The following is a 21,938-nucleotide window of genomic DNA, read 5'->3' as shown; positions in this document are numbered from 1 at the left end:
TGCCGCCGGCCGTGGCGGTGGCTCCCGGCTCCGGTCCTTCATTGGCACCGACGATGGAAATCATCCGCGCCGTCTGTCTTTGATGCTTGAAACTGCGAATCAATCTCATTATGACCACGGGCAGGGCAGGCACTCTGTCCCTTGTTTCGACCCCCGCGCAGGGCCGTCGCCTCGGCTCTTACGCCGGCGGCCCCGACGCGGGCGCCGGAGGGGGCTTTGTGTGTCTGAAGGAGATGGTGGCAATGGCGGCAACGACTGGCGGATTGCGGGCCCGGCTGGCGGGCGGACTGGCGGCGGCGGCGCTGCTCGGCCTCCCGGCCGGGGCGGTGCAGGCGCAGGACCAGGCCGAACCCCCGGCCGAGGCGGGCGGCGAGGCGGTGATGCTGAAGCAGATGGTGGTCAGCGCCTCGGCGGCGGAGACCGACCTGCGCGACGCCCCGGCCAGCATCTCCGTCATTTCCCGCCAGGACATCGAGAAGCGCCCGGTGTCGGACATCAACGAGGTGCTGCGCACGGTGCCGGGCGTCAATATGCAGTTCGGCAGCGACGGCACCCGCGGCGTCAGCATCCGCGGCCTTGGCAGCAGCTACACCCTCATCCTCATCGACGGCAAGCGGGTGGACGGCGGCCTCACCACCTTCCGCCACTACCGCGGCGATACCAACTGGGTGCCGGTCGAGGGCATCGAGCGCATCGAGGTGGTGCGCGGCCCCATGTCGACGCTCTACGGCTCCGACGCGCTGGGCGGCGTGGTCAACATCATCACCCGCAAGGGCGGCGACACCTGGAGCGGATCGGTCACCGCCGAGACCATCGTGCAGCAGGACGACGATCACGGCGACACCGGCAAGGTCACCTTCTACACCGCCGGCCCGCTGATCCCCGACCGCATGGCGTTGCGCGTCTACGGCGGCTACAGCCGCACCGGCAGCGACTCGGCGGCCATCGCCAATCCGCGCGAGGGCACCAGGAACCGCGACCTCAGCGGCGACCTGTCCATCGCCCTGACCGAAGCGCAGACCGTCGACCTCGGTCTGTCCTACGGCGAGCAGGATTACCTCGCCCTGGACGGGGTGGAAAACAGCAACCCCACCACCATGACCCGCCTCGGCGCCTCCATCGGCCACACCGGCGCGTGGGACTTCGGCACCTCCACCGTGCGGGCGTATGTGGAGAAGGCCAAGAACGAGCACACCATCACCAATGCCGCCGGCCTCACCCTCGGCGACGGCATCGAGGCGACGTCCTACACCGTCGACGGCAAGCTGTCGCTGCCGCTGGACCTGGTGGTGCCACAGACCGTCAACATCGGCGGCGAGGCCCGGTATCAGGAACTGGACGATCCGGAAAACACCGGCAAGTTCAACACCCTGCTCGGCATCACCGGGCCGAGCACGGCGGACGTGACGACCTATGCCCTGTTCGTCGAGGACACGGCTTATGTCACCGATGCCTTCAGCGTCACCGCCGGCGTGCGCATGGACCACCATGAGAAGTTCGGCGAGCACTTCAGCCCGCGGCTCTACGGCGTCTACCACATCACCGACGCCGTCACCGTGAAGGGCGGCTATGCCGAGGCCTTCAAGGCCCCGGACCTGCGGGAACTGAACCCCTACTGGGTCACCACTTCGCGCGGGCGCGGCTGCGGCGCCGTCGGCGGCCCGTGCGAGATGGTGGGCAATCCCGACCTGCAGCCGGAAACCAGCAAGAGCAAGGAAGTCGGCCTCTACTACGACCACGACGGCTGGGCCGCCAACGTCACCTACTTCCACAACGACATCGAGAACCTGATCACCTCCGCCCGCACGGCGTCGCTGATCCTGCCCAACGGCACCAAGTACGTGCAGCGCATCAACGTCGACAAGGCGCGCACCAGCGGCATCGAGGGCGGCGTCACCGTGCCGCTGCACGACACCCTCAGCTGGACCACCAGCTTCACCTACATGATCGAGGCGAAGAACCTCACCACCGGCATGCCGCTCAGCAGCAGCCCGGAACTGAGCGTCAACACCGACCTGACCTGGCAGGCGCGCGACGACCTGCGCGTCACCCTGACGGCCCAGTATATGGGGGAGCAGGTGGATTATGTCGCCAGCCCGGAAACCCTGATCGCCCAGAGCGTCGACCCCTACACCACGGTGTCGTTGTCGGCGGCCTATGACCTCACCGACAGCCTCACCCTGCGCGGCGGCGTCCTCAACGTGTTCGACGAGACGCCGGAGGGCGAGGGCTACAACTACCGCGAGGACGGCCGCGCCTTCTTCGCCTCCATCACCGCCACGTTCTGACCCGCCTGTCTCAGCCACCCACTGACCTGGGGAAGGGAAAAAGCATGCTGCACATGACCCGACGCACCTTCGCTTCCGCCGCCGTCGCCCTCGGCCTGACCCTGGCGGCCGGCGCCGTGCAGGCGGCCGACCTGACCATCCCGCACGCCAGCGGCGAGACCACCCTGCCGGCGGTGCCGCAGAAGCTGTTCGTCTACGATCTGGCGGCGCTCGACATCCTGGATGCGCTGGGCGTGCCGGTGGCCGGCGTGCCCACCGGCAACAAGCCGGCCTATCTTGAGGAATACGCCGGCGGCAAGGTGCTGGAGATCGGCAGCTTCTTCGAACCGAACTACGAGACCGTCAACGCCGAGGAGCCGGACCTGGTGATCGTCGGCGGCCGCTCCGCCGCCAAGTATGCCGAGCTGTCCCGCATGGTGCCGACCATCGACCTGACGGTGCCGGCCGAGAAATACGTCGAGGGCACCCGCGACAACACCCTGCTGCTCGGCCGCCTGTTCGGCAAGGAGGCGGAGGCGGCGGCGCTGGTGGAGAAGCTCGATGCCTCCATCGCCGCCCTGCGCACCACTGCCGCCAATGCCGACCCCGGCCTGCTGGTGCTGACCACCGGCGGCAAGATGAGCGCCTACGGCCCCGGCTCGCGCTTCGGCGTCATCCACGACAGCTTCGGCGTGCCGCCGGCGGCGCCGCACCTGCAGATCGGCAACCACGGCCAGCCCATCTCGCACGAGTTCATCCTGGAGACCAACCCCGACTGGCTGTTCGTCATCGATCGCGATGCCGGCATCGGCCGCGACGGTCAGGCGGCGCAGCAGTTCCTGGACAACGACATCGTGCGCCGCACCACCGCCTGGCAGAAGGGCCAGGTGGTCTACCTGAACCCCATGACCTGGTACCTGGTCGGCACCGGCATCCAGGCGGCGCAGCAGAACGTCGACGCCATCGCCGCCGCCCTGGCCGGCGCCCGCACCCAGTAAGGGCCCTGTCCGGCCCGTGCCTCCCTTCGCCGTCCCTGGTCCTCCGCCGCCATGCTCCGCTTCCTCCTCCCCCTGGTCTGCGTGCTTGCCCTTGCCGGGGCGAGCCTGTTCGTCGGCGTCAGCGCCGTGTCGTGGGCGTCGCTGGTCGGACCCGAGGCCAGCGACACGGCGCTGGAGGTGCTGCTGGCCAGCCGCGTGCCGCGCACCGTGGCGCTGATGCTGGCCGGCGCCGGCATGGCGGTGTGCGGGCTGATCATGCAGATGCTGGCGCGCAACAAGTTCGTCGAGCCGGCGACGGCCGGCACCGCCGAATCCGCCATTCTCGGCATCCTGGTCATCACCTTCTTCCTGCCCGACCTGCCGGTGGTGGTGCGGATGATCTTTTCCGCCGCCTGCGCCCTGGCCGGCACGGCGCTGTTCCTGGCCATCCTGCGGCGGGTGCCGCTGCGCTCGCCGCTGGTGGTGCCGCTGGTGGGCATCATGCTGGGCGGCGTCATCAGCGCCGTCACCGCCTTCTTCGCCTATCGCTACGACCTGCTGCAGTCGCTGGTGGGGTGGACGACGGGCGACTTCTCGGGCGTCATCCGCGGCCGCTATGAACTGCTCTACCTGTCCTTCGGGCTGACGGTGCTGGCCTACATCACCGCCGACCGCTTCACGGTGGCCGGCATGGGCGAGGACTTCACCGCCAACCTGGGGCTCAACTACCGCCGGGTGGTGTCGCTCGGCCTCGTCATCGTGTCGCTGGTGACGGCGGTGGTGGTGGTGACCTGCGGCATGATCCCCTTCCTCGGGCTGGTGGTGCCGAACGTCATCAGCCTGATGATGGGCGACAACATGCGCCGGTCGCTGCCCTATGTGGCGGGCCTGGGGGCCGGGCTGGTGCTGGCCTGCGACATCGTCGGGCGGCTGGTGATCCATCCCTTCGAAATTCCCATCGGCACCATGATGGGCATCATCGGCAGCGTCGTCTTCCTCTACCTGCTGCTGCGGAAGAACAGCCATGCAGCCTGACCGCCGCCGCCTGCCTTCCCCCGCCGTGGTGCTGGCGCTGCTGGGCGCCGTCGCCGCCCTGTCCGTCGTGCTGTTCATGACCATCGACGCCCGCGGCAAGTGGAGCTTCATCCTCAGCTTCCGCGGCACCAAGGTGGCGACCATGGTGCTGGTGGCCTATGCCATCGGCGTGTCCACCGTGCTCTTCCAGACGGTGACCACCAACCGCATCCTCACCCCCGCCATCATGGGCTTCGACTTTCTCTATCGGCTGGTGCAGACGGTGCTGGTGTTCTCCCTCGGCGCCGCCCAGACCTCGGCAGTCGACCCGCGCCTGCGGTTCGCGTTCGAGGTGGTGGTGATGGTCGGCTTCTCGGTGCTGCTGTACCGCTGGCTGTTTTCCGGCGGCATGCGCAGCCTGCACCTGATGATGCTGGTCGGCATCGTGTTCGGCATCCTGTTCCGCAGCCTGACCGAGTTCCTGCAGCGCATCATCGACCCGAACGAGTTCATCGTCCTGCAGGACCGCCTGTTCGCCAGCTTCAACCGGGTGAACCCCGACCTGCTGCTGGTGTCGGCCCTGGTGGTGCTGGCGGTGTCGGTGCTCGGCTGGCGGTGGCGGCGGACGCTGGACGTGCTGGCGCTCGGCCGCGATACCTCTGTGAACCTGGGCATAGAGTACCGCCGTGTGGTCACCGGCATTCTGGTGGTGGTGGCGGTGCTGGTGGCGGTGTCGACGGCGCTGGTCGGGCCGGTGACCTTCTTCGGCCTGCTGGTGGCCAACCTCGCCTACATGCTCGTCGCCTCCCACCGCCACATGCTGATCCTGCCGGCGGCGGTGCTGGTGGGGGTGATCACGCTGGTGCTCGGGCAGCTGGCGCTGGAGCGGCTGTTCGGCTTCGACACCGCGCTGGTCATCATCATCGAGTTCGTCGGCGGTCTGTTCTTCCTGTTCCTTCTGGTGCGAGGTGCGGCGCGATGATCGAGGTCCGGTCGGTCAGCAAGTCCTACGGCGCGGCGGTGGTGGTGAACGATGTCACCCTCACCCTGCCGGCCGGCGGCATCATCTCCATCGTCGGCGGCAACGGCGCCGGCAAGTCGACGCTGCTGTCCATGATCAGCCGCCTGCTACCCATGAGCAGCGGCCAGGTGCTGGTGGAGGGGCTGGACGTCGCCACCGCGCCGGGCGACGTGCTGGCCCGCAAGCTGTCCATCCTGCGGCAGGACAACCACGTCATGTCGCGGCTGACGGTGCACGATCTGGTTGCCTTCGGCCGCTATCCCCACTCCAAGGGCCGGCTGACCGAGGACGACCGCACCCACATCCGCCGCGCGCTCGATCACCTCGACCTCGGCGGGCTGGAGGGGCGGTTCCTGGATGAACTGTCGGGCGGCCAGCGCCAGCGCGCCTTCATCGCCATGGTGCTGTGCCAGGATACCGACTACGTGCTGCTGGACGAGCCGCTCAACAACCTCGACATGCGTCATGCAGTCAGCATGATGAAGGTGTTCCGCCGCGCCGCCGACGCCTTCGGCAAGACGGTGGTGCTGGTGCTGCACGACATCAACTTCGCGTCCTGCTACTCCGACCGCATCGTCGCCATGCGCGACGGCCGCGTCGTCCACCAGGGCACGCCGGAGGACATCATCCGGCCGGAGGTCATCCACGACATCTACGGCATCGGCGCCAGCGTCCACGCCATCGACGGGCGGCGCATCGTCGTCTACTACGGCTGAGGCTTGGGCGGCGGCGCTACTCCACCGCCCGCCGGGCCAGTACCGCCAGCATCACCGGCAGCACGATCAGCGCCATCAGCACCCAGCCGGCGTGGCGATGGGCGAGGTTGATGGTGCGGCCGAACGCGGCGTGGCGCTTGCGCACGAACAGGCGCGGATCGTCCTTGCAGAAGTACATGCCCATGGCGCCGTGGCCCCAGTGGGCGTCGTCCTGCCACAGGCGGTCGAGATCGCGCGACGGGTCGGCAGCGGGCGGCGGGGCGTCGGTCATTGTCTGCGGGGCCTCATGCGGTGGTCCGGGGACCACCGCATGTAGCACGCTCCGCCGGCACGGGGAACCGCCCCTATTGCCCCGCCGGTGCCGTCGCCGGTGTCGCCGCCGCGCCGCTGCCGGTGCGCTGGCCGAGGGTCGCTTCATCCCACCCCGGCGGCACGCCCGTCATGTCGGGCAGCTGGTGGGCGATGCCCTTGTGGCAGTCGATGCAGGTCCGCTCGCCGGTGAACAGGAAGGCCTGATGGACGCGCGCCGCCCGCGGCTGCTGCTGGGTGATGTCCATGGATTCGGCGCTGTGGCAGTTGCGGCATTCCAGCGAATCGTTGGCCTTCAGCCGCGCCCATTCGTGCTCCGCCAGTTCCCGCCGCTTGTCGAGGAACTTGTCGCGGGTGTTGATGGTGCCGAAGATGGTGCCCCAGACCTCCTTCGACGCCTGCATCTTGCGGGCGATCTTGTCGGTCCATTCGTGGGGGACGTGGCAGTCCGGGCAGGTGGCCCGCACGCCCGAGCTGTTGGCGAAGTGGACGGTGGTCTTCATCTCCTCGAAGACGTTGTTCTCCATCTCGTGGCAGGAGGTGCAGAAGGCCTCGGTGTTGGTCGCCTCCATGGCGGTGTTGAAGCCGCCCCAGAACATGACGCCGGCGACGAAGCCGCCGATGGTCAGGAAGCCGAGGGAGAGGTGGGCGGAGGGCCGGGCGATGATCTGCCAGGCCCGCCGCAGGGCGTGCCACAGTCCTTTCACTGCTGCCTCCCGCCCGCGGCGCCGCCGGACAGGGAGTCGATGTCGACGAAGCTGTTGCTGACCAGGGGCCGCGCGTCGGTCTGCTGCACGTGGCACTGGGTGCAGAAGTAGCGCCGGGGCGCCACCGAGCCGAGCACGTTGCCGTCGCGGTCGGTGTAGTGGGTGACGCTGACCATGGGCGCCTGCACCGCCTGGGTGTAGACGCGGCTGTGGCAGGTCAGGCAGCGGTTGGTGTTCAGGTTGACCTCGTAGCCCTGGATGGCGTGCGGGATCACCGGCGGCTGTTCCGGGTAGGCGCGCAGCTGGCGGCGTTCATCGGTGACCGGGCTGGCCATTTCCGGCGCCGGTGCGGTTTCGGCGAAGGGGCGCTGCGGCGGGTTGGGTCCGCGGGCATCCTGGGCGGCAACCACCGGCGCGAGCACCACGGCGGCGACGGCGAGCAGCAGGGGGATCGTCGATCGCATGACGGCTCCTCACACGGGTTCGACCTTGACGGCGCTCTTCTTGAAGTCCGTCTGGCGGGAGATCGGGTCGGTGGCGTCCAGGGTGACCTTGTTCACCAGCTGGGTGGCGTCGAAGAAGGGCATGAAGGTGACGCCGCGCGGCATGCGGTTGCGGCCGCGCGTCTCCACGCGGGTGCGCACCTCGCCGCGGCGCGACCGCACCCACACCTCCGACCCCCGGCGCAGGCCGCGCTCGGCGGCGTCGTCGGGGTGCATGTAGAGCACCGCGTTGGGGAACGAGCGGTGGATCTCCGGCACCCGCTGGGTCATGGAGCCGGTATGCCAGTGTTCCAGCACCCGCCCGGTGACCAGCCACAGGTTGAACTCGTCGTCGGGGGTTTCCGCCGGCGGCTCGTAGGGGTAGCTGATCATCTTGGCGCGGTTGTCGGGCATGCCGTAGAAGGCGACGCCCGCCCCGGCCGGCACATAGGGATCAAGCCCCTCGCGATACCGCCACAGGGTTTCGCGCCCTTCCACCACCGGCCAGCGCAGGCCGCGGACCTCGTGGTAGGTGTCGAAGGGGGCGAGGTCGTGGGCCTTGCCGAGGCCGAACTTGCGGTATTCCTCGAACAGCCCCTTCTGGACGTAGAAGCCGAGCAGTTCCGCCTCGTGGTTGGCGTAGCCGGCCTCGATCTGCTCCACCGGGTACTGGTTCACCTCGCCGTTGGCGAACAGCACCTCATAGAGCGTCTTGCCGCGGTAGTCGGGGAAGTTGGCGAGGGTTTCCTCCGGCCACACCTCGTCGGTGGTGAAGCGCCTGGAGAACTCCACCAGCTGCCACAGGTCGGACCGCGCCTCGCCCGGCGCCGGCACCAGCTGGTGCCAGAAGTGGGTGCGGCGTTCGGCGTTGCCGTAGCCGCCTTCCTTCTCCACCCACATGGCGGCCGGCAGGATCAGGTCGGCGGCCATGGCGGTGACGGTGGGATAGGCGTCGGTGACGACGATGAAGTTGGACGGGTTGCGATAGCCGGGGTAGGTCTCCTGCGTCGTGTTGGCGGCGGCCTGCAGGTTGTTGTTGCACATGATCCAGAAGGCGTTCAGCTCGCCGTCGCGCAGCTTGCGGTCCATCTGCACGGCGTGATAGCCGACCTGCCCGGGCAGATGCCCGCTCGGCAGCTTCCAGATGCGTTCGGCCACGGCACGGTGGTTTTCGTTGGTCACCACCATGTCGGCCGGCAGGCGGTGGGCGAAGCACCCCACCTCGCGCGCCGTGCCGCAGGCCGAGGGCTGGCCGGTGAGGGAGAACGGGCTGTTGCCGGGCTCGCTGATCTTGCCGGTCAGCAGGTGCAGGTTATAGATCAGGTGGTTGGCCCAGACGCCGCGGACGTGCTGGTTGACGCCCATGGTCCAGAACGACATCACCTTGACGTTCGGGTCGGCATACATCTCCGCCAGCTGCTCCAGCCGCTCGCGCGGCACGCCGGTCAGTTCGGCGGTGTGGTCGAGGGTGAATTCCTCCACCGACTTGGCGAATTCGTCGAAGCCGATGGGTTCGCTGTCGCCGGCGCGGCGGGCGTTCTCCGCCCGCATCTCCAACTCGTGGTCCTCGCGCAGGCCATAGCCGATGTCGACGGCGCCGCGGTGGAAGGTGCAGTGGGCGTCGACGAACTCGCGGTTGACCCGGCCGGACTGGATGATGTGGTTGGCGATGAAGTTGAGGATCGCGAGGTCGGTCCCCGGGGTGAAGGTCATGGCGACGTCGGCAAGGTCATAGCTGCGGTGCTGGTAGGTCGACAGCACCGCCACCCGCGCATCGGGGTGGCTCAGCCGGCGGTCGGCCACCCGCGTCCACAGGATCGGGTGCATCTCCGCCATGTTGGAGCCCCACAGGACGAAGGCGTCGGCGTGCTCGATGTCGTCGTAGCAGCCCATGGGCTCGTCCATGCCGAAGGCGCGGATGAAGGTCACCGCCGCCGAGGCCATGCAGTGCCGCGCGTTGGGGTCGAGGTTGTTGGTGCGGAAGCCGGCGCGCATCAGCTTGGAGGCGGCATAGCCCTCCCAGATGGTCCACTGGCCGGAGCCGAACATGCCGACGGCGGTCGGCCCCTTCTCGCGCAGCACCCGCTTGAACTGCTCGGCCATGACGTCGAAGGCCTGGTCCCACGACACCGGCTGGAACTCGCCGTCCTTGCTGTACTGGCCGTCGCGCATGCGCAGCAGCGGCGTGGTCAGGCGGTCCTCGCCGTACATGATCTTGGACAGGAAGTAGCCCTTCACGCAGTTGAGGCCGCGGTTGACCTCCGCCTGCATGTCGCCGTGGGTGGCGACGACGCGGTCGTCCTTCACCGCCACCATGACGCCGCAGCCGGTGCCGCAGAAGCGGCAGGGGGCCTTGGACCATTTCAGCTCGGTGGGCGGGCCGCCGGTCATGGTCTGGGCCATGGCGGGGGCGCTGATGCCGGCCGCCAGGGCGGCGGTGGCGACGGCCTGGGATTTCAGGAAGTCTCGACGGTTGATGGTCATGGCGCGGTCCCTCCGTGGCGCGGCGCGGCGGCGGAATCTGGATGACTGGACGGGGCGGAGGCGGGAAGGCCGGCATCCTCCGCCGGCAGCACGTGGTGGTAGACCAGCACCGCCGACAGCACCCCCGGCGTCAGGTGCAGGCGGGCGAGGTGATCGGCGATGACGCGGTCGCTCGGCCCTTCCAGCGACAGCACCGCCTTGCCGTCCTGCACGGCGTGCACCTCCACCCCCGGCATCTCCGGCAGCAGGGCGTCCATGGCGGCGAGGCCGGGCGGCAGGGCGTGCACCACGGCGCTGGCGATGTGCCATTCGGTCATCGGTCGTCTCCGGTGGTCGGCGGGGGGGAGGGCTGCACGCTGACCGCCGCGGCCGGGCAGGGCGCCACGCAGGCGCCGCAGCCGGTGCAGGCGGCCGGGTCGAGGCGCGGCTGCGGACTTCGCCCCACCTCCATGCGGAAGGTGATGGCGGCGGTGGGGCAGGCCTCGCCACAGCTGCGGCAGACGACGCCGAGGCCGGTCAGGCAGCCGTCGCCGATGACCGCCGTCAGCTGCCAGGGCGGCGCGGCGGGGTCGGTGCGGGCGAGGGCGGGGGTGGGGCAGGCGGCAGCGCAGTCGCCGCAGAAGGTGCATTCGCCGCGGCTGAAGTCGACGGTGGGAAAGCCGCCGTCCCCGCGCACCAGGATGCCCTCGCCGCAGGCCGGCAGGCAGTCGCCGCAGCGGTCGCACAGGTCGCTGAAGACGGCCTGCGGGGCGGCCCACGGCGGGCGCAGGGCCGGCGGCTCGTGGCGGCGCAGGCGCAGGAAGGCGCGGCGGCTGGGGCGGTCGGCGGCGGTGGTGGTGGCGGCGGTCATGGCGGAACGGGCCTCCCTCTCCCGGTTCCGGTTGGCGGCGGCGCGGGCGGGCGGCGTTACACCGAGGGCGGGCCGGGAGGCCCGAAGATCATCTGGGTGATCCACACGATGAAGCCATAGGCGCCGATGAAGGCCATGGTAATCACCGGCCAGATCAGCACCGCCAGAACCAGGAACATAAGGATTTCCTGTTTTTTGGTGGCGGCGGGGCGAGTCGGCGCGGCGGCGGAATCATGGACGTTTCTTGTCGCCATTGGCTTTTCCCCAGCAATCAACAATGCAGCCCGGAGCGATCTTTCCTGGTTTAATGGTCCATCTGCTGTTTTGGTTGCCGATCTTGTTTGCCGCGCAACCGTTTTCCCCTTTGCCGTGTTGTCTTTCCAGATCCCCGGTGACCTCAGGCGGAAGGAGCGGCGCAATGGCACGGCGGCTGACCACGGTGATGGCGACGGGCCTGCTGACGGCCCTGGTGGCGCTGCCGGCGCACGCCCAGACGGAGGCCCAGGGCCAGCCGGAGCCCTCGGCGGAGGCGCAGGCGGAGCCGGGGACGGCGACGCTGGAATCGCTGGTCCAGGCCGGCCACGGCGCCCAGCTGATGGCCGAGGCCATGGAGCGCGGCATGGCCGTCGTCGCCTTCTCGGAACAGGTGGCCGAGCGCGGCGCCAATGCCGAGGTGCAGACCTACGCCGCCGAAACCGCCAGGGACCACGCCGCCTTCAACGACCGTCTGGCGGCGCTGTTCGAGGCCCGCGGCCTGCCGGTGCCGGAGCTGATGGACACCCGCGACCAGCAGGTGCTGGCCCGGATGTCGACCCTGGAGGGGCAGGCGCTGGACGATGCCTATGTGTTCCACGTCGCCCGCGCCCACATGCGGCAGTACAACACGGTGAAGAAGCTGGCCGCCCAGACCGACGATCCCGATGTGCGCGCCGCCGCCGACGAGATGGAGGCGGTGATGCGCGGCCATCACGAACGGTCGCAGGCGCTGCGGCTGGATCATGTGCCGGTCGACCAGGGGCCGGTGGGGGCGGCGCCGGAGCAGGCGGCGCGGCCGTCGGAGGTGACGCCGCAGTCCGAGGAGGCGCCCTACAGCGACCATGGCGAGGGCCGCGTCACCACCGACTGAACAACTGAACCGACTGACGCCCCCGTTACCCGGCATCATTGCCGCCGCGCGCCCCATTCCCCCGTATGAACGGCGGAGGGATCGTCACAGGGGGAGACCGCGCCATGCCGGGATACAAGCGGCTGCAGCGCCTTGCACACCATCTGGAGGAGGCCGAGCGGCGGCAGGCGACGCAGCCGCGCTGCGCCCTCTGCCCCGCCCGCCGTCATGTGGGCGAGGCGGTCGCCGCCTGCCGCGCCGGCCAGCGGGTGAGCGCCGCCTACCACTGCCTGCAGGCCATGGGTTTCGGCCTCTACCAGCGTTGCGGCCTGCCCGACGCCATCCAGGACATCGCCGCCGAGGTCATCGACGCCTGCATCCAGGCCGGCGACCGGGTGCCGCTGAGCGAGGGCGAACTGGCCTTCAGCCGGACTTGACCCGCAGCGGCACCGCCGCCGGGGCGGCCGGCGCCACCCGCTCCGCCGGCAGCCGCACCGTCGCCCGCGTGCCGACGCCAAGGCGGCTGTGCAGGTCGAGCCGGCCGCCGTGCAGTTCCACCAGCCGGCGGCAGATGGGCAGGCCGAGGCCGGTGCCCTCCTTCTCGCGCACCAGGGCGTTGCGGGCCTGGCCGAAGGGCTGCATCACGCGCTCCAGGTCCTCCTCGGCGATGCCGCTGCCGCGGTCCTCGACGGCCATCTCCACCCCGGCGGCATCGACGGTCACCGTCACCGTCACGGCGAAGCCGGGCTCGCTGTACTTGATGGCGTTGGTGAGCAGGTTGATGAGCACCTGCCGCAGCCGCAGCACATCCACCCGCAGCCGCAGGCTGCCGTCGGGCAGCAGGGTGCGCACCGGTACGCCGGCGCGGGCGGAAAGCTCGCGCACCAGCGATACGGCGGTGTCGACGATGTCCGCCAGGTCGACGGTTTCCTCGTGCAGTTCCATCTGTCCCGCCTCGATCTTCGACAGGTCGAGCAGGTCGTTGATGAGGTCGAGCAGGTGCCGGCCGGAGAACAGGATGCTCTCCACGTACTCGCTGTGGCCGGGGCTGAGGGTGCCGTTGACCTGCATCTGCATCAGTTCGGAATAGCCGATGATGGCATTGAGCGGCGTGCGCAGCTCGTGGCTCATGCTGGCCAGGAAGTTGGACTTCACGCGGCTGGCTTCCTGGGCGTTGATGAGGGCGGCGCGCAGGCGTTCCTCCGTCTCCTTCATGGGCGTCACGTCCTCGCCGATGACGAAGTAGCGGCTGATGCGGCCGCGCCCGTCGCGCAGCGGAGTGATGGCCTCGTACTGCCAGAACAGCTCGCCGTTGCTGCGACGGTTGAGGATCTCGCCGCGCCACTGGCGCCCGGCTGCCAGCGACTGCCACAGGTCGCGGTAGGTGGCGACCGGCGTGCGGCCGGACTTGAGCAGCGCGGGCGTGCGGCCGACCGCCTCGTCGCGGCTGTAGCCGGTGACCTCGCTGAACCGGGCGTTGACGAACTCGATGCGGCCGTCGCAGTCGGTGATGACGACGCAGACCGGCAGCGACTCGAGCACGTCGTAAAGGGCCGCCACGTCGGCGCGGGCCTCCACCTCGGCGGTGACGTCGGCGACGATGAGGATGTGGCGGCGCCCCGCCACCCGCACCCGCACGTCCAGGTGCAGGTCGCGGCCATGGCGCGACAGGCCGGCGACGCGGACGCGGGTATCTTCCTCCAGGCGCGGCGGCACCGGCATCAGGTCGGTCAGGCGCGGCCGGTCGTCGCGCGACCAGCCGAAGATGCGTTCCGCCTCGTCGTTCATCTGCTCCACCACCCCGTCGTCGCCGTCGAGCACCAGCAGGCCGTTGGGCAGGCGGTCGACCACGGCGCGCTGGAAGGTCTCAAGCTCCGCCAGATGCAGCACCACCCCTTCCACGTCGCGGCTGAGCGGCCACAGCAGCCGGGCGCCGAGCAGGGTCAGCACCGCCATGAAGCCGGCCGTCGCCGCCACGGCATAGAGGCGGATCTGGTCGTGCCGCTGACGGGAGGCGCGCTCCAGGGCCTTGATCACCCGCTCCAGTTCCTCGGTGAAGGGCCCGGCCACCAGCCGCGCCACCTCGTCACCGGCGGCCAGCGCCTCCACGTTGGTGAGCAGGCCGGCCTCCAGCGCCACCACGCGGGCATTGGCCTTCAGCGAGTCGTAGTGCGTCCGCAGCGCCGCCAGGGCGGCATCGTCGGCCGTGTCGGGCAGGCGCAGACCGGCGGCCAGGGTGTCGTCGAGCCGCGCGAAGGCGATGTCCATGGCGTCCAGGTTGGCGGTGATGGCGGCCGCCACCGTCTCGCCACTGGCCATGCCGTCGCGCACCTGCAGGGCGGCGATGGCCACCCGGTGCGACAGCATGCGCTGGCGTCCGACCATGTTGATCAGGCCACCCAGCTCCGCCCCCTCCACCACCACCAGCAGGAAGGTGGTGTAGCCGCCTAGCGCCGTCGCCCCGATCAGCAGCAGGAACGCCAGCAGGCGCCGCCGCAGCAGCACGCCGATGCGTTCCCAGCGCCCGTGCAGCTGGTCCTTAAGCTCGAACCGCATGGTGTCCCCCCTGTGTGGTCGGCTTTTCCTCCATGAGGACGGATCGCGGCCGGACCGTCTTTGACGTCGGGCAAGGGTTCGGTTCGTTGTTGACGTTTACGTTAACGTAAAGTAGTCTCGCCCCACAGCCGGACGAGGGGCCCGCAGAGGCCGCCCCGGCGGGAGCGCCACGAAGGTTCGACGAGAGGACGACGGCCCCATGACCCCGAACGCCATCAGCTTTCCCAGCCTGAACTTTCCCCTGGGGGAAGAGGTCGAGATGCTGCGCGACAGCGTCCGCAACTTCGCCGCGGCTGAAATCGCCCCCCGCGCCGCGGACATCGACCGCAACAACGAATTCCCCATGGACCTGTGGCGCAAGTTCGGCGACCTCGGCCTGCTCGGCCTGACGGCGGAGGAAGAGTACGGCGGCGCCGGCATGGGCTATGTGGCGCACATCGTGGCGATGGAGGAAATCTCCCGCGCCTCGGCCTCGGTCGGCCTGTCCTACGGCGCCCACTCCAACCTCTGCGTCAACCAGATCCGCCGCAACGGCACCCAGGCGCAGAAGGAAAAGTACCTGCCGAAGCTGATCTCCGGCGAACACGTCGGCGCGCTGGCGATGTCGGAGCCGGGCGCCGGGTCGGACGTGGTCGGCATGCGCACCCGCGCCGACAGGAAGGGCGACCGCTACGTCCTCAACGGCAACAAGATGTGGATCACCAACGGCCCCGACGCCGACACCCTGGTGGTCTACGCCAAGACCGACGTCAACGCCGGCCCGAAGGGCATCACCGCCTTCCTGATCGAGAAGGGCATGAAGGGCTTTTCGACGGCGCAGAAGCTCGACAAGCTGGGCATGCGCGGCTCCAACACCTGCGAACTGGTGTTCGAGGACTGCGAGGTGCCGGAAGAGAACGTGCTGGGCGAGGTCGGCAAGGGCGTCCGCGTGCTGATGAGCGGCCTGGATTACGAGCGCGCCGTGCTCGCCGGCGGTCCGCTCGGCATCATGGTGGCGTGCATGGACGTGGTGGTGCCCTACATCCACGAACGCCGCCAGTTCGGCACCGCCATCGGCGAGTTCCAGCTGATGCAGGGCAAGATCGCCGACATGTACGTGGCCATGAACACCGCCAAGGCCTATGTCTATGCCGTCGGCCAGGCCTGCGACCGCGGCGAGACCAGCCGCAAGGACTGCGCCGGCGCGATCCTCTACTCCGCCGAGAAGGCCACCTGGATGGCGCTGGAGGCGATCCAGACGCTGGGCGGCAACGGCTACATCAACGAATACCCGACGGGCCGCCTGCTGCGCGACGCCAAGCTGTATGAAATCGGCGCCGGCACCAGCGAAATCCGCCGCATGCTCATCGGCCGCGAGCTGTTCAACGAAACTGCCTGACCGGGTTTTGAACCACCAAGGCACAAAGACACCAAGGTGCCGTGCAAGCCGTCAGGCCGGGGTCCGGGTCGGCGGTGGAGCGGCGGAGGCGACGGGAAGACATTGCGGCCGCAGGCCGCAGGAGAGTCCCGCCCGGCCCGACGCCGCAGCGCCTGCCGACCCGCCGCAGCCTCTTGGTGTCTTGGTGTCTTTGTGGTTTTCCTGAACAAGCCTCCGGCCGCTTTTGTCCAATGGGAGAGACAGACACATGACCGCTTCCGATCCCGTCGTCATCGTCGGTGCCGCCCGCACGCCCATGGGCGGCTTCCAGGGTGATCTGAAGGACATGACCGCGCCGGAACTGGGCGCCGTCGCCATCACCGCCGCGCTGGAGCGCGCCGGCGTGGCGAAGGAAGACGTGCAGGAGGTCATCATGGGCCTCGTGCTGCCCGCCGGCCTCGGCCAGGCGCCGGCGCGCCAGGCGTCGCGCGGTGCCGGTCTGCCGGACGCCGCCGGCTGCACCACCATCAACAAGATGTGCGGCTCGGGCATGCGCGCCGCCATGTTCGCCAACGACATGCTGCTGGCCGGCACCAGCGACATCATGATCGCCGGCGGCATGGAGAGCATGACCAACGCCCCCTACATCCTGCCCAAGGCCCGCGCCGGCCTGCGCATGGGTCACGGCGAGGTCAAGGACCACATGTTCCTCGACGGGCTGGAAGACGCCTACGACAAGGGCCGCCTGATGGGCACCTTCGCCGAAGACACCGCCCAGCACTACCAGTTCACCCGCGAGTCGATGGACGACTTCGCCATCGCGTCGCTGGCCCGCGCCAAGAAGGCCAACGAGGACGGGTCGTTCAAGGCCGAGATCGCCGCCGTCACCGTGCAGGGCCGCAAGGGCGAGACGGTGGTGGATGCCGACGAACAGCCGTTCAAGGCCAACATCGAGAAGATCCCCACCCTGAAGCCGGCCTTCCGCAAGGACGGCACCGTCACCGCCGCCAACAGCTCGTCCATCTCCGACGGCGCCGCGGCGCTGGTGATGATGCGCCGGTCGGAGGCGGAAAAGCGCGGCCTGACGCCGCTCGCCACCGTCGTCGGCCACGCGACCGACGCCCGCGAGCCGCGCTGGTTCACCACCGCCCCCATCGGCTCCATCGAGAAGGTGCTGGCCAAGGTGGGCTGGAGCGCCAAGGACGTCGACCTGTGGGAGATCAACGAGGCCTTCGCCGTCGTCACCATGGCGGCCATGCGCGACCTCGACCTGCCGCACGACAAGGTCAACATCCACGGCGGCGCCTGTGCCCTGGGTCACCCCATCGGCGCGTCGGGCGCGCGCATCCTCGTCACTCTCATCAACGCACTGAAAAAGAACGGGCTGAAGCGCGGCGTCGCCAGCCTGTGCATCGGCGGTGGCGAGGCGACCGCCATGGCGATCGAGGTCCACTGACAGGCCCCGCTCGCTTCCCGCCCGCCCATCCGTGGCGGTCGCCCCTCGGGGACCGGCTTGCCCTCGGCCGGCCGGTCCCCCATTCTCGGCGCCGACCGTCAACGGAAAGAGGAGGAGGAGCATGCCGACCGTCGTCATCACCGGCTGCAATCGCGGCATCGGGCTGGAGTTTGCCCGCCAGTACGCCCAGGGCGGCTGGCGGGTGATCGCCGCCGTGCGCGATGCCGCACGGGCGCCGCAGGCCCTGACCGGGCTGCCGGGCATCACCGTCGAGTCGCTGGATGTGAGCGATCCGGCGGCCATCCGGGCCTTCGGCCAGCGGCTGGCGGGCCAGCCGGTGGATCTGCTGATCCACAATGCCGGCACCTACGGCGGCGACCGGACGGCGCAGGAGTTCGGCAGCGTCGATGCGGCGGCGTGGCTCGACACGTTTCGCATCAACACCATCGCCCCCCTGCTGCTGACCGAGGCGCTGGCCCCGTGCCTGGATGCGGCGCCGGCGGCGAAGGTGGCCATCCTCACCAGCCAGATGGGCTCCATCGCCGACAATACCTCGGGCGGGGCGGTCATCTACCGGTCGTCGAAGGCGGCCGTGAACATGGTGGGCAAGACCCTCGGCCTGGACCTTGTGGCGCGCGGCATCAGCGTCGTGCTGCTGCATCCCGGCTGGGTAAAGACAGACATGGGCGGACCCAACGCGCTCATCACCACGGAGGAAAGCGTCACCGGCCTGCGGCAGGTCATCGACGGGCTGTCGATCGAGACCACCGGCCGGTTCTTCGACTACAGCGGCAAGGAGATCCCCTGGTGACGCACAACCCCGTGGACCGGCTGATCGCCGGCTTCCGTGGCTTCCACGCCCTTTACTACGAACAGCGGCCGGAGCGCATCCGCGATCTGGTCGACCGCGGCCAGACCCCGAAGGTGCTGATGATCGCCTGTTCCGACAGCCGCGTGGACCCGGCCATCATCACCAATTCCGAGCCGGGGGAGATCTTCATCGTCCGCAACGTCGCCAACATGGTGCCGCCCTATGCGCCGGACGGCGCCTATCACGGTACTTCGGCGGCGCTGGAATATGCGGTGCGCGACCTGAAGGTGGAACACATCGTCATCCTCGGCCATTCGCGCTGCGGCGGCATCCGGGCGCTGATGTCGGCGGCGCAGGATGAAACGGCGCTGGCCGGGCGCGACTTCGTCGGCCAGTGGGTGTCCATCTGCGGCGACGCCGGCGGCCACGAGCATTCGGACGAGGCGGAGAAGGCCGCCATCAAGGTGTCGCTGGAAAACCTGCTCACCTTCCCCTGGGTGGCGGAGCGGGTGGAGGCCGGCAAGCTGGACCTGCACGGGTGGTGGTTCCAGATCGAGACCGGCAATCTGTGGGAACTCAACCGGGAAACCGGGGAGTACGAGAAGCGCGTCTGACCAAAGAAGCGCGCACTCGGTTAGCAGGCCAGACACGGCGCCCCTGCGGCCCGGTCTGGGGAGGAACAGACGGGCGGAGCCGTCGCCGCATCGGGCGGCCGCGGCTCCGCCTTCCAAGGGAGGCGTATCGGCCATGACCAAGGGCCCCATCGAGTTCTACTTCGACTACAGCTCGCCCTACGGCTATCTGGCCGCCACCCTCATCGAGGACATCGGCGCCGCCCACGACCGTCCGGTGGTGTGGAAGCCGATCCTGCTCGGCGTGGTGTTCAAGGCGACGCAGATGGCGCCGCTGACCGAAGTGCCGCTGAAGGGTGACTACTCCAAGCACGATTTCGCCCGCTCCTGCCGCTATCACAACGTGCCCTTCCGCATGCCGGCGGTGTTCCCCATCGCCAGTCAGGCGCCGGCCCGCGGCCATTACTGGCTGTGGGACCAGGACCCGCAGCTGGCCAAGCGCTTCAGCCTGGCCGCCTACAGCGCCTATTTCGTCGAAGGCACCGACGTCTCCGCCCCGGAGGCGAGCGCCGACATCGCCGCCGCCCTGGGGGTGGACCGCGACGCCTTCCTGGCCGCCATCGGCTCGCCCGAGATCAAGGTCCGCCTGAAGCAGGAGACCGAGGCGGCGCTGGCCAAGGGCGTGTTCGGCAGCCCGTTCATGATCGTCGACGGCGAACCGTTCTGGGGCGCCGACCGCCTTCCCATGCTGTCTGCATGGCTCGAACGCGGCGGCTGGTGAGGAGGGGCACGGCATGGCCATGAAGAAAGGCTACCGCGCCCTGGTCGACGAGGCGCTGGCGGAGGTGAAGACCCTCTCCCCGGCCGAGGCGGCGGCGCTGCTGGACGATCCGGCGGTGCAGTTCGTCGACATCCGCGACGTGCGCGAGCTGGAGCGGGCGGGCCTGATCCCCGGCGCCTTCCATGCCCCGCGCGGCATGCTGGAGTTCTGGGTCGATCCCGACAGCCCCTACCACAAGCCGGTGTTCGCCGCGGCGAAGACCTTCGTCTTCTACTGCGCCGCCGGCTGGCGGTCGGCGCTTGCCACCAAGACCGTCCAGGACATGGGCCTTGCGCCCGTGGCCCACATCGACGGCGGGTTCGAGGCCTGGAGCAAGGCCGGCCTCCCCACCGTCGCCCGCCCCGCCCATTCCCCTTCGTCCCAGAAGAACGGCTGAGGTCCTGCCCACCATGACCGTCCTGAAGAGTGCCCTCAACCCCCGGTCCGAGGACTTCCGCGCCAACGCCGCCCACATGGAGCGGCAGGTCGCCGAACTGCGCGAGGTGGTCGCCCGCATCAAGCAGGGCGGCGGCGAGAAGGCGCGCGAGAAGCACCTCGCCCGCGGCAAGCTGCTGCCCCGCGACCGCGTCCGCACCCTGCTGGATGTCGGCTCGCCCTTCCTGGAGTTCAGCCAGCTGGCCGCCTTCCAGATGTACGGCGAGGACGACGTGCCGGCGGCCGGCGTCATCACCGGCATCGGCCGGGTGTCGGGGGTGGAATGCGTCATCGTCGCCAACGACGCGACGGTGAAGGGCGGCACCTACTACCCCATGACGGTGAAGAAGCACCTGCGGGCGCAGGAAATCGCCAAGGAAAACCGCCTGCCGTGCATCTATCTGGTGGACAGTGGCGGCGCCTTCCTGCCCAAGCAGGACGAGGTCTTCCCCGACAAGGAGCACTTCGGCCGCATCTTCTACAACCAGGCCACCATGTCGGCCATGGGCATCCCGCAGATCGCCGTGGTGATGGGATCGTGCACCGCCGGCGGCGCCTATGTGCCGGCCATGTCAGACGAGAGCATCATCGTGCGCAACCAGGGCACCATCTTCCTCGGCGGCCCGCCGCTGGTGAAGGCGGCGACCGGCGAGGAAGTCTCGGCCGAGGACCTGGGCGGCGCCGACGTCCACTGCAAGATCAGCGGCGTCACCGACCACTACGCCATGGACGACACCCACGCCCTGCACCTGGCCCGCCGGGTGGTGGCGAACCTCAACCACCGCAAGCAGGTGCCGCTGGACCTGACGACGCCGGAAGACCCGCTCTACGACCCGCGCGAGATCTACGGCGTCATCCCCAAGGACACCCGCAAGCCCTACGACGTGCGTGAGGTGATCGCCCGGCTGGTGGACGGCTCGCGGTTCGACGAGTTCAAGGCCAACTATGGCAACACCCTGGTCACCGGCTTCGCCCGCATCATGGGCTATCCGGTCGGCATCGTGGCCAACAACGGCATTCTGTTCTCGGAAAGCGCGCTCAAAGGGGCGCATTTCGTGGAACTGTGCAGCCAGCGCGGCATTCCGCTGGTGTTCCTGCAGAACATCACCGGCTTCATGGTCGGGCGGAAGTACGAGAACGGCGGCATCGCTAAGGACGGCGCCAAGATGGTGACGGCGGTGTCCTGCGCCCAGGTGCCCAAGTTCACCGTCCTCATCGGCGGCAGCTTCGGCGCCGGCAACTACGGCATGTGCGGCCGCGCCTATGGCCCGCGCTTCCTGTGGATGTGGCCGAACTCGCGCATCTCGGTCATGGGCGGCGAGCAGGCGGCCGGCGTGCTGGCGACCGTGCGCCGCGACGGCATCGAGGCCCGCGGCGGCCAGTGGCCGGCGGCGGAGGAGGAAGCCTTCAAGGCCCCCATCCGCGAGCAGTACGAGCACCAGGGCCACCCGTTCTATGCCAGCGCCCGCCTGTGGGACGACGGCGTGCTCGACCCGGCGGAGACGCGCATGACGCTGGCGCTCGGCCTGTCCGCCTCGCTCAACGCCCCGATCCCGCCGACCCGCTTCGGCGTGTTCCGGATGTAATGCCCCGAGGGGCGATGCTATCGCCCCTCGACCGGCCCGACCGGGCCGGCGCCGCGCAAGCGGCGTGAGCCAAGGGGGCGGTCAGCCCCCGCCCGGCGCCTGAGGGCAAACCAACCTCTCCGGCGCCCGAGCAAGCCACCGCGTTCCCATGGAACGCGGCCGGCCCGACCGGGCCGGCGCCGCGCAAGCGGCGTGAGCCAAGGGGAGGCGGGAGCCTCCCCGCCCGGCGCCTGAGGGCAAACCAACCTCTCCGGCGCCCGAGCAAGCCACCGCGTTCCCATGGAACGCGGCCGGCCCGACCGGGCCGGCGCCGCGCAAGCGGCGTGAGCCAAGGGGAGGCGGGAGCCTCCCCGCCCGGCGCCTGAGATACCGTGTCGGGCGTCAAGTCGGGACGAAGGGGCGGCGGGTTTTCA

22 protein-coding genes are annotated in these 21,938 nt (G+C 69.4%); 14 read left to right on the top strand and 8 right to left on the bottom strand.

What is annotated here, in order from left to right; all coding sequences use genetic code 11:
• Positions 1-242 precede the first annotated feature (242 nt).
• The 5 genes from ABD056_RS17340 to ABD056_RS17320 are packed head-to-tail and all read left to right on the top strand — an operon-like array spanning position 243 to position 5,995.
• Positions 243-2,288, top strand: coding sequence for a TonB-dependent receptor domain-containing protein (locus ABD056_RS17340; protein ID WP_343868684.1), 2,046 nt, complete (start codon positions 243-245; stop codon positions 2,286-2,288).
• 44 nt (positions 2,289-2,332) lie between these two features.
• Positions 2,333-3,265 carry a siderophore ABC transporter substrate-binding protein gene (locus ABD056_RS17335; RefSeq protein ID WP_343868682.1) on the top strand — a complete coding sequence of 311 codons (933 nt, stop codon included), beginning with the start codon at positions 2,333-2,335 and terminating at the stop codon, positions 3,263-3,265.
• Between the two features lie 51 nt (positions 3,266-3,316).
• The gene (locus tag ABD056_RS17330) at positions 3,317-4,279 is read left to right on the top strand and encodes an ABC transporter permease (protein ID WP_343868680.1); all 963 of its coding nucleotides are present in this window, start codon (positions 3,317-3,319) and stop codon (positions 4,277-4,279) included.
• The gene (locus ABD056_RS17325; RefSeq protein ID WP_343868679.1) at positions 4,269-5,240 is read left to right on the top strand and encodes an iron chelate uptake ABC transporter family permease subunit; all 972 of its coding nucleotides are present in this window, start codon (positions 4,269-4,271) and stop codon (positions 5,238-5,240) included. Before ABD056_RS17330 ends, ABD056_RS17325 begins: the two co-directional genes overlap by 11 nt.
• The gene (locus ABD056_RS17320) at positions 5,237-5,995 is read left to right on the top strand and encodes an iron ABC transporter ATP-binding protein (RefSeq protein WP_343868678.1); all 759 of its coding nucleotides are present in this window, start codon (positions 5,237-5,239) and stop codon (positions 5,993-5,995) included. The genes ABD056_RS17325 and ABD056_RS17320 overlap by 4 nt, the downstream gene beginning before the upstream one ends.
• 16 nt (positions 5,996-6,011) lie before the next feature.
• Here ABD056_RS17320 and ABD056_RS17315 read toward each other — a convergent pair whose 3' ends face one another.
• The 7 genes from ABD056_RS17315 to ABD056_RS17285 form a co-directional block, all read right to left on the bottom strand.
• The gene (locus tag ABD056_RS17315; protein ID WP_343868677.1) at positions 6,012-6,266 is read right to left on the bottom strand and encodes a hypothetical protein; all 255 of its coding nucleotides are present in this window, start codon (positions 6,264-6,266) and stop codon (positions 6,012-6,014) included.
• A 73-nt stretch (positions 6,267-6,339) separates the two neighbouring features.
• Positions 6,340-7,011 carry a NapC/NirT family cytochrome c gene (locus ABD056_RS17310; protein WP_425545051.1) on the bottom strand — a complete coding sequence of 224 codons (672 nt, stop codon included), beginning with the start codon at positions 7,009-7,011 and terminating at the stop codon, positions 6,340-6,342.
• On the bottom strand, positions 7,008-7,475 hold the full coding sequence (locus ABD056_RS17305; protein ID WP_343868675.1) for a nitrate reductase cytochrome c-type subunit: 468 nt from the start codon (positions 7,473-7,475) through the stop codon (positions 7,008-7,010). The genes ABD056_RS17310 and ABD056_RS17305 overlap by 4 nt, the downstream gene beginning before the upstream one ends.
• A 9-nt stretch (positions 7,476-7,484) precedes the next feature.
• Entirely contained in the window at positions 7,485-9,977 is a 2,493-nt protein-coding gene (napA, locus tag ABD056_RS17300) for a nitrate reductase catalytic subunit NapA (RefSeq protein WP_343868674.1), read from the bottom strand.
• Entirely contained in the window at positions 9,974-10,294 is a 321-nt protein-coding gene (locus tag ABD056_RS17295; RefSeq protein ID WP_343868672.1) for a chaperone NapD, read from the bottom strand. The genes napA and ABD056_RS17295 overlap by 4 nt, the downstream gene beginning before the upstream one ends.
• Positions 10,291-10,827 carry a ferredoxin-type protein NapF gene (napF, locus tag ABD056_RS17290; protein WP_343868670.1) on the bottom strand — a complete coding sequence of 179 codons (537 nt, stop codon included), beginning with the start codon at positions 10,825-10,827 and terminating at the stop codon, positions 10,291-10,293. The genes ABD056_RS17295 and napF overlap by 4 nt, the downstream gene beginning before the upstream one ends.
• A gap of 56 nt (positions 10,828-10,883) precedes the next feature.
• Positions 10,884-11,081, bottom strand: coding sequence for a periplasmic nitrate reductase, NapE protein (locus tag ABD056_RS17285; protein WP_343868727.1), 198 nt, complete (start codon positions 11,079-11,081; stop codon positions 10,884-10,886).
• 164 nt (positions 11,082-11,245) lie between these two features.
• Between ABD056_RS17285 and ABD056_RS17280 the strand changes: the two genes are divergently transcribed.
• Together ABD056_RS17280 and ABD056_RS17275 are read left to right on the top strand one after the other, a co-directional pair.
• Positions 11,246-11,953 (top strand): DUF4142 domain-containing protein, encoded by a 708-nt coding sequence (locus ABD056_RS17280; protein ID WP_343868667.1) that lies wholly within the window; start codon positions 11,246-11,248, stop codon positions 11,951-11,953.
• Between the two features lie 104 nt (positions 11,954-12,057).
• Positions 12,058-12,369 (top strand): hypothetical protein, encoded by a 312-nt coding sequence (locus ABD056_RS17275; protein WP_343868664.1) that lies wholly within the window; start codon positions 12,058-12,060, stop codon positions 12,367-12,369.
• On the opposite strand, the gene ABD056_RS17270 is transcribed toward ABD056_RS17275, so the two are convergent.
• On the bottom strand, positions 12,356-14,488 hold the full coding sequence (locus ABD056_RS17270; protein WP_343868661.1) for an ATP-binding protein: 2,133 nt from the start codon (positions 14,486-14,488) through the stop codon (positions 12,356-12,358). The genes ABD056_RS17275 and ABD056_RS17270 overlap by 14 nt on opposite strands.
• Before the next feature lie 199 nt (positions 14,489-14,687).
• Between ABD056_RS17270 and ABD056_RS17265 the strand changes: the two genes are divergently transcribed.
• The 7 genes from ABD056_RS17265 to ABD056_RS17235 all read left to right on the top strand — a co-directional run bounded on the left by ABD056_RS17265 (position 14,688) and on the right by ABD056_RS17235 (position 21,525).
• A complete protein-coding gene (locus tag ABD056_RS17265; RefSeq protein WP_343868659.1) occupies positions 14,688-15,866 on the top strand; it encodes an isovaleryl-CoA dehydrogenase in 1,179 nt (392 codons plus the stop codon).
• A gap of 247 nt (positions 15,867-16,113) precedes the next feature.
• The gene (locus ABD056_RS17260; protein WP_343868657.1) at positions 16,114-17,301 is read left to right on the top strand and encodes an acetyl-CoA C-acetyltransferase; all 1,188 of its coding nucleotides are present in this window, start codon (positions 16,114-16,116) and stop codon (positions 17,299-17,301) included.
• Between the two features lie 121 nt (positions 17,302-17,422).
• Positions 17,423-18,112 (top strand): SDR family oxidoreductase, encoded by a 690-nt coding sequence (locus tag ABD056_RS17255; protein WP_343868655.1) that lies wholly within the window; start codon positions 17,423-17,425, stop codon positions 18,110-18,112.
• A complete protein-coding gene (locus ABD056_RS17250; RefSeq protein WP_343868653.1) occupies positions 18,109-18,726 on the top strand; it encodes a carbonic anhydrase in 618 nt (205 codons plus the stop codon). Before ABD056_RS17255 ends, ABD056_RS17250 begins: the two co-directional genes overlap by 4 nt.
• Positions 18,727-18,859: 133 nt before the next feature.
• A complete protein-coding gene (locus tag ABD056_RS17245) occupies positions 18,860-19,465 on the top strand; it encodes a 2-hydroxychromene-2-carboxylate isomerase (RefSeq protein ID WP_343868651.1) in 606 nt (201 codons plus the stop codon).
• 13 nt (positions 19,466-19,478) lie between these two features.
• Entirely contained in the window at positions 19,479-19,901 is a 423-nt protein-coding gene (locus ABD056_RS17240; RefSeq protein ID WP_343868649.1) for a rhodanese-like domain-containing protein, read from the top strand.
• Positions 19,902-19,914: 13 nt separating this feature from the next.
• Positions 19,915-21,525, top strand: coding sequence for a carboxyl transferase domain-containing protein (locus tag ABD056_RS17235; protein ID WP_343868647.1), 1,611 nt, complete (start codon positions 19,915-19,917; stop codon positions 21,523-21,525).
• Positions 21,526-21,938 lie beyond the last annotated feature (413 nt).

The organism is Caenispirillum bisanense (assembly GCF_039523075.1).
Taxonomy (GTDB): domain Bacteria; phylum Pseudomonadota; class Alphaproteobacteria; order Rhodospirillales; family Rhodospirillaceae; genus Caenispirillum; species Caenispirillum bisanense.
Note: the sequence above shows the minus strand (reverse complement) of the source record. Positions and strands in the feature narration are given on the sequence as shown.

Bases quoted from the DNA above. Each gene is read 5' to 3' on its own strand.
- ABD056_RS17325 (WP_343868679.1), top strand. From the start codon at position 4,269: ATGCAGCCTGACCGCCGCCGCCTGCCTTCCCCCGCCGTGGTGCTGGCG.
- ABD056_RS17305 (WP_343868675.1), bottom strand. From the start codon at position 7,475: ATGCGATCGACGATCCCCCTGCTGCTCGCCGTCGCCGCCGTGGTGCTC.
- ABD056_RS17275 (WP_343868664.1), top strand. From the start codon at position 12,058: ATGCCGGGATACAAGCGGCTGCAGCGCCTTGCACACCATCTGGAGGAG.
- ABD056_RS17255 (WP_343868655.1), top strand. From the start codon at position 17,423: ATGCCGACCGTCGTCATCACCGGCTGCAATCGCGGCATCGGGCTGGAG.
- ABD056_RS17265 (WP_343868659.1), top strand. From the start codon at position 14,688: ATGACCCCGAACGCCATCAGCTTTCCCAGCCTGAACTTTCCCCTGGGG.
- ABD056_RS17260 (WP_343868657.1), top strand. From the start codon at position 16,114: ATGACCGCTTCCGATCCCGTCGTCATCGTCGGTGCCGCCCGCACGCCC.
- ABD056_RS17280 (WP_343868667.1), top strand. From the start codon at position 11,246: ATGGCACGGCGGCTGACCACGGTGATGGCGACGGGCCTGCTGACGGCC.
- ABD056_RS17330 (WP_343868680.1), top strand. From the start codon at position 3,317: ATGCTCCGCTTCCTCCTCCCCCTGGTCTGCGTGCTTGCCCTTGCCGGG.
- ABD056_RS17285 (WP_343868727.1), bottom strand. From the start codon at position 11,081: ATGGCGACAAGAAACGTCCATGATTCCGCCGCCGCGCCGACTCGCCCC.
- ABD056_RS17245 (WP_343868651.1), top strand. From the start codon at position 18,860: ATGACCAAGGGCCCCATCGAGTTCTACTTCGACTACAGCTCGCCCTAC.
- ABD056_RS17320 (WP_343868678.1), top strand. From the start codon at position 5,237: ATGATCGAGGTCCGGTCGGTCAGCAAGTCCTACGGCGCGGCGGTGGTG.
- ABD056_RS17335 (WP_343868682.1), top strand. From the start codon at position 2,333: ATGCTGCACATGACCCGACGCACCTTCGCTTCCGCCGCCGTCGCCCTC.
- ABD056_RS17235 (WP_343868647.1), top strand. From the start codon at position 19,915: ATGACCGTCCTGAAGAGTGCCCTCAACCCCCGGTCCGAGGACTTCCGC.
- ABD056_RS17295 (WP_343868672.1), bottom strand. From the start codon at position 10,294: ATGACCGAATGGCACATCGCCAGCGCCGTGGTGCACGCCCTGCCGCCC.
- ABD056_RS17240 (WP_343868649.1), top strand. From the start codon at position 19,479: ATGGCCATGAAGAAAGGCTACCGCGCCCTGGTCGACGAGGCGCTGGCG.
- ABD056_RS17270 (WP_343868661.1), bottom strand. From the start codon at position 14,488: ATGCGGTTCGAGCTTAAGGACCAGCTGCACGGGCGCTGGGAACGCATC.
- ABD056_RS17340 (WP_343868684.1), top strand. From the start codon at position 243: ATGGCGGCAACGACTGGCGGATTGCGGGCCCGGCTGGCGGGCGGACTG.
- napF (WP_343868670.1), bottom strand. From the start codon at position 10,827: ATGACCGCCGCCACCACCACCGCCGCCGACCGCCCCAGCCGCCGCGCC.
- napA (WP_343868674.1), bottom strand. From the start codon at position 9,977: ATGACCATCAACCGTCGAGACTTCCTGAAATCCCAGGCCGTCGCCACC.
- ABD056_RS17315 (WP_343868677.1), bottom strand. From the start codon at position 6,266: ATGACCGACGCCCCGCCGCCCGCTGCCGACCCGTCGCGCGATCTCGAC.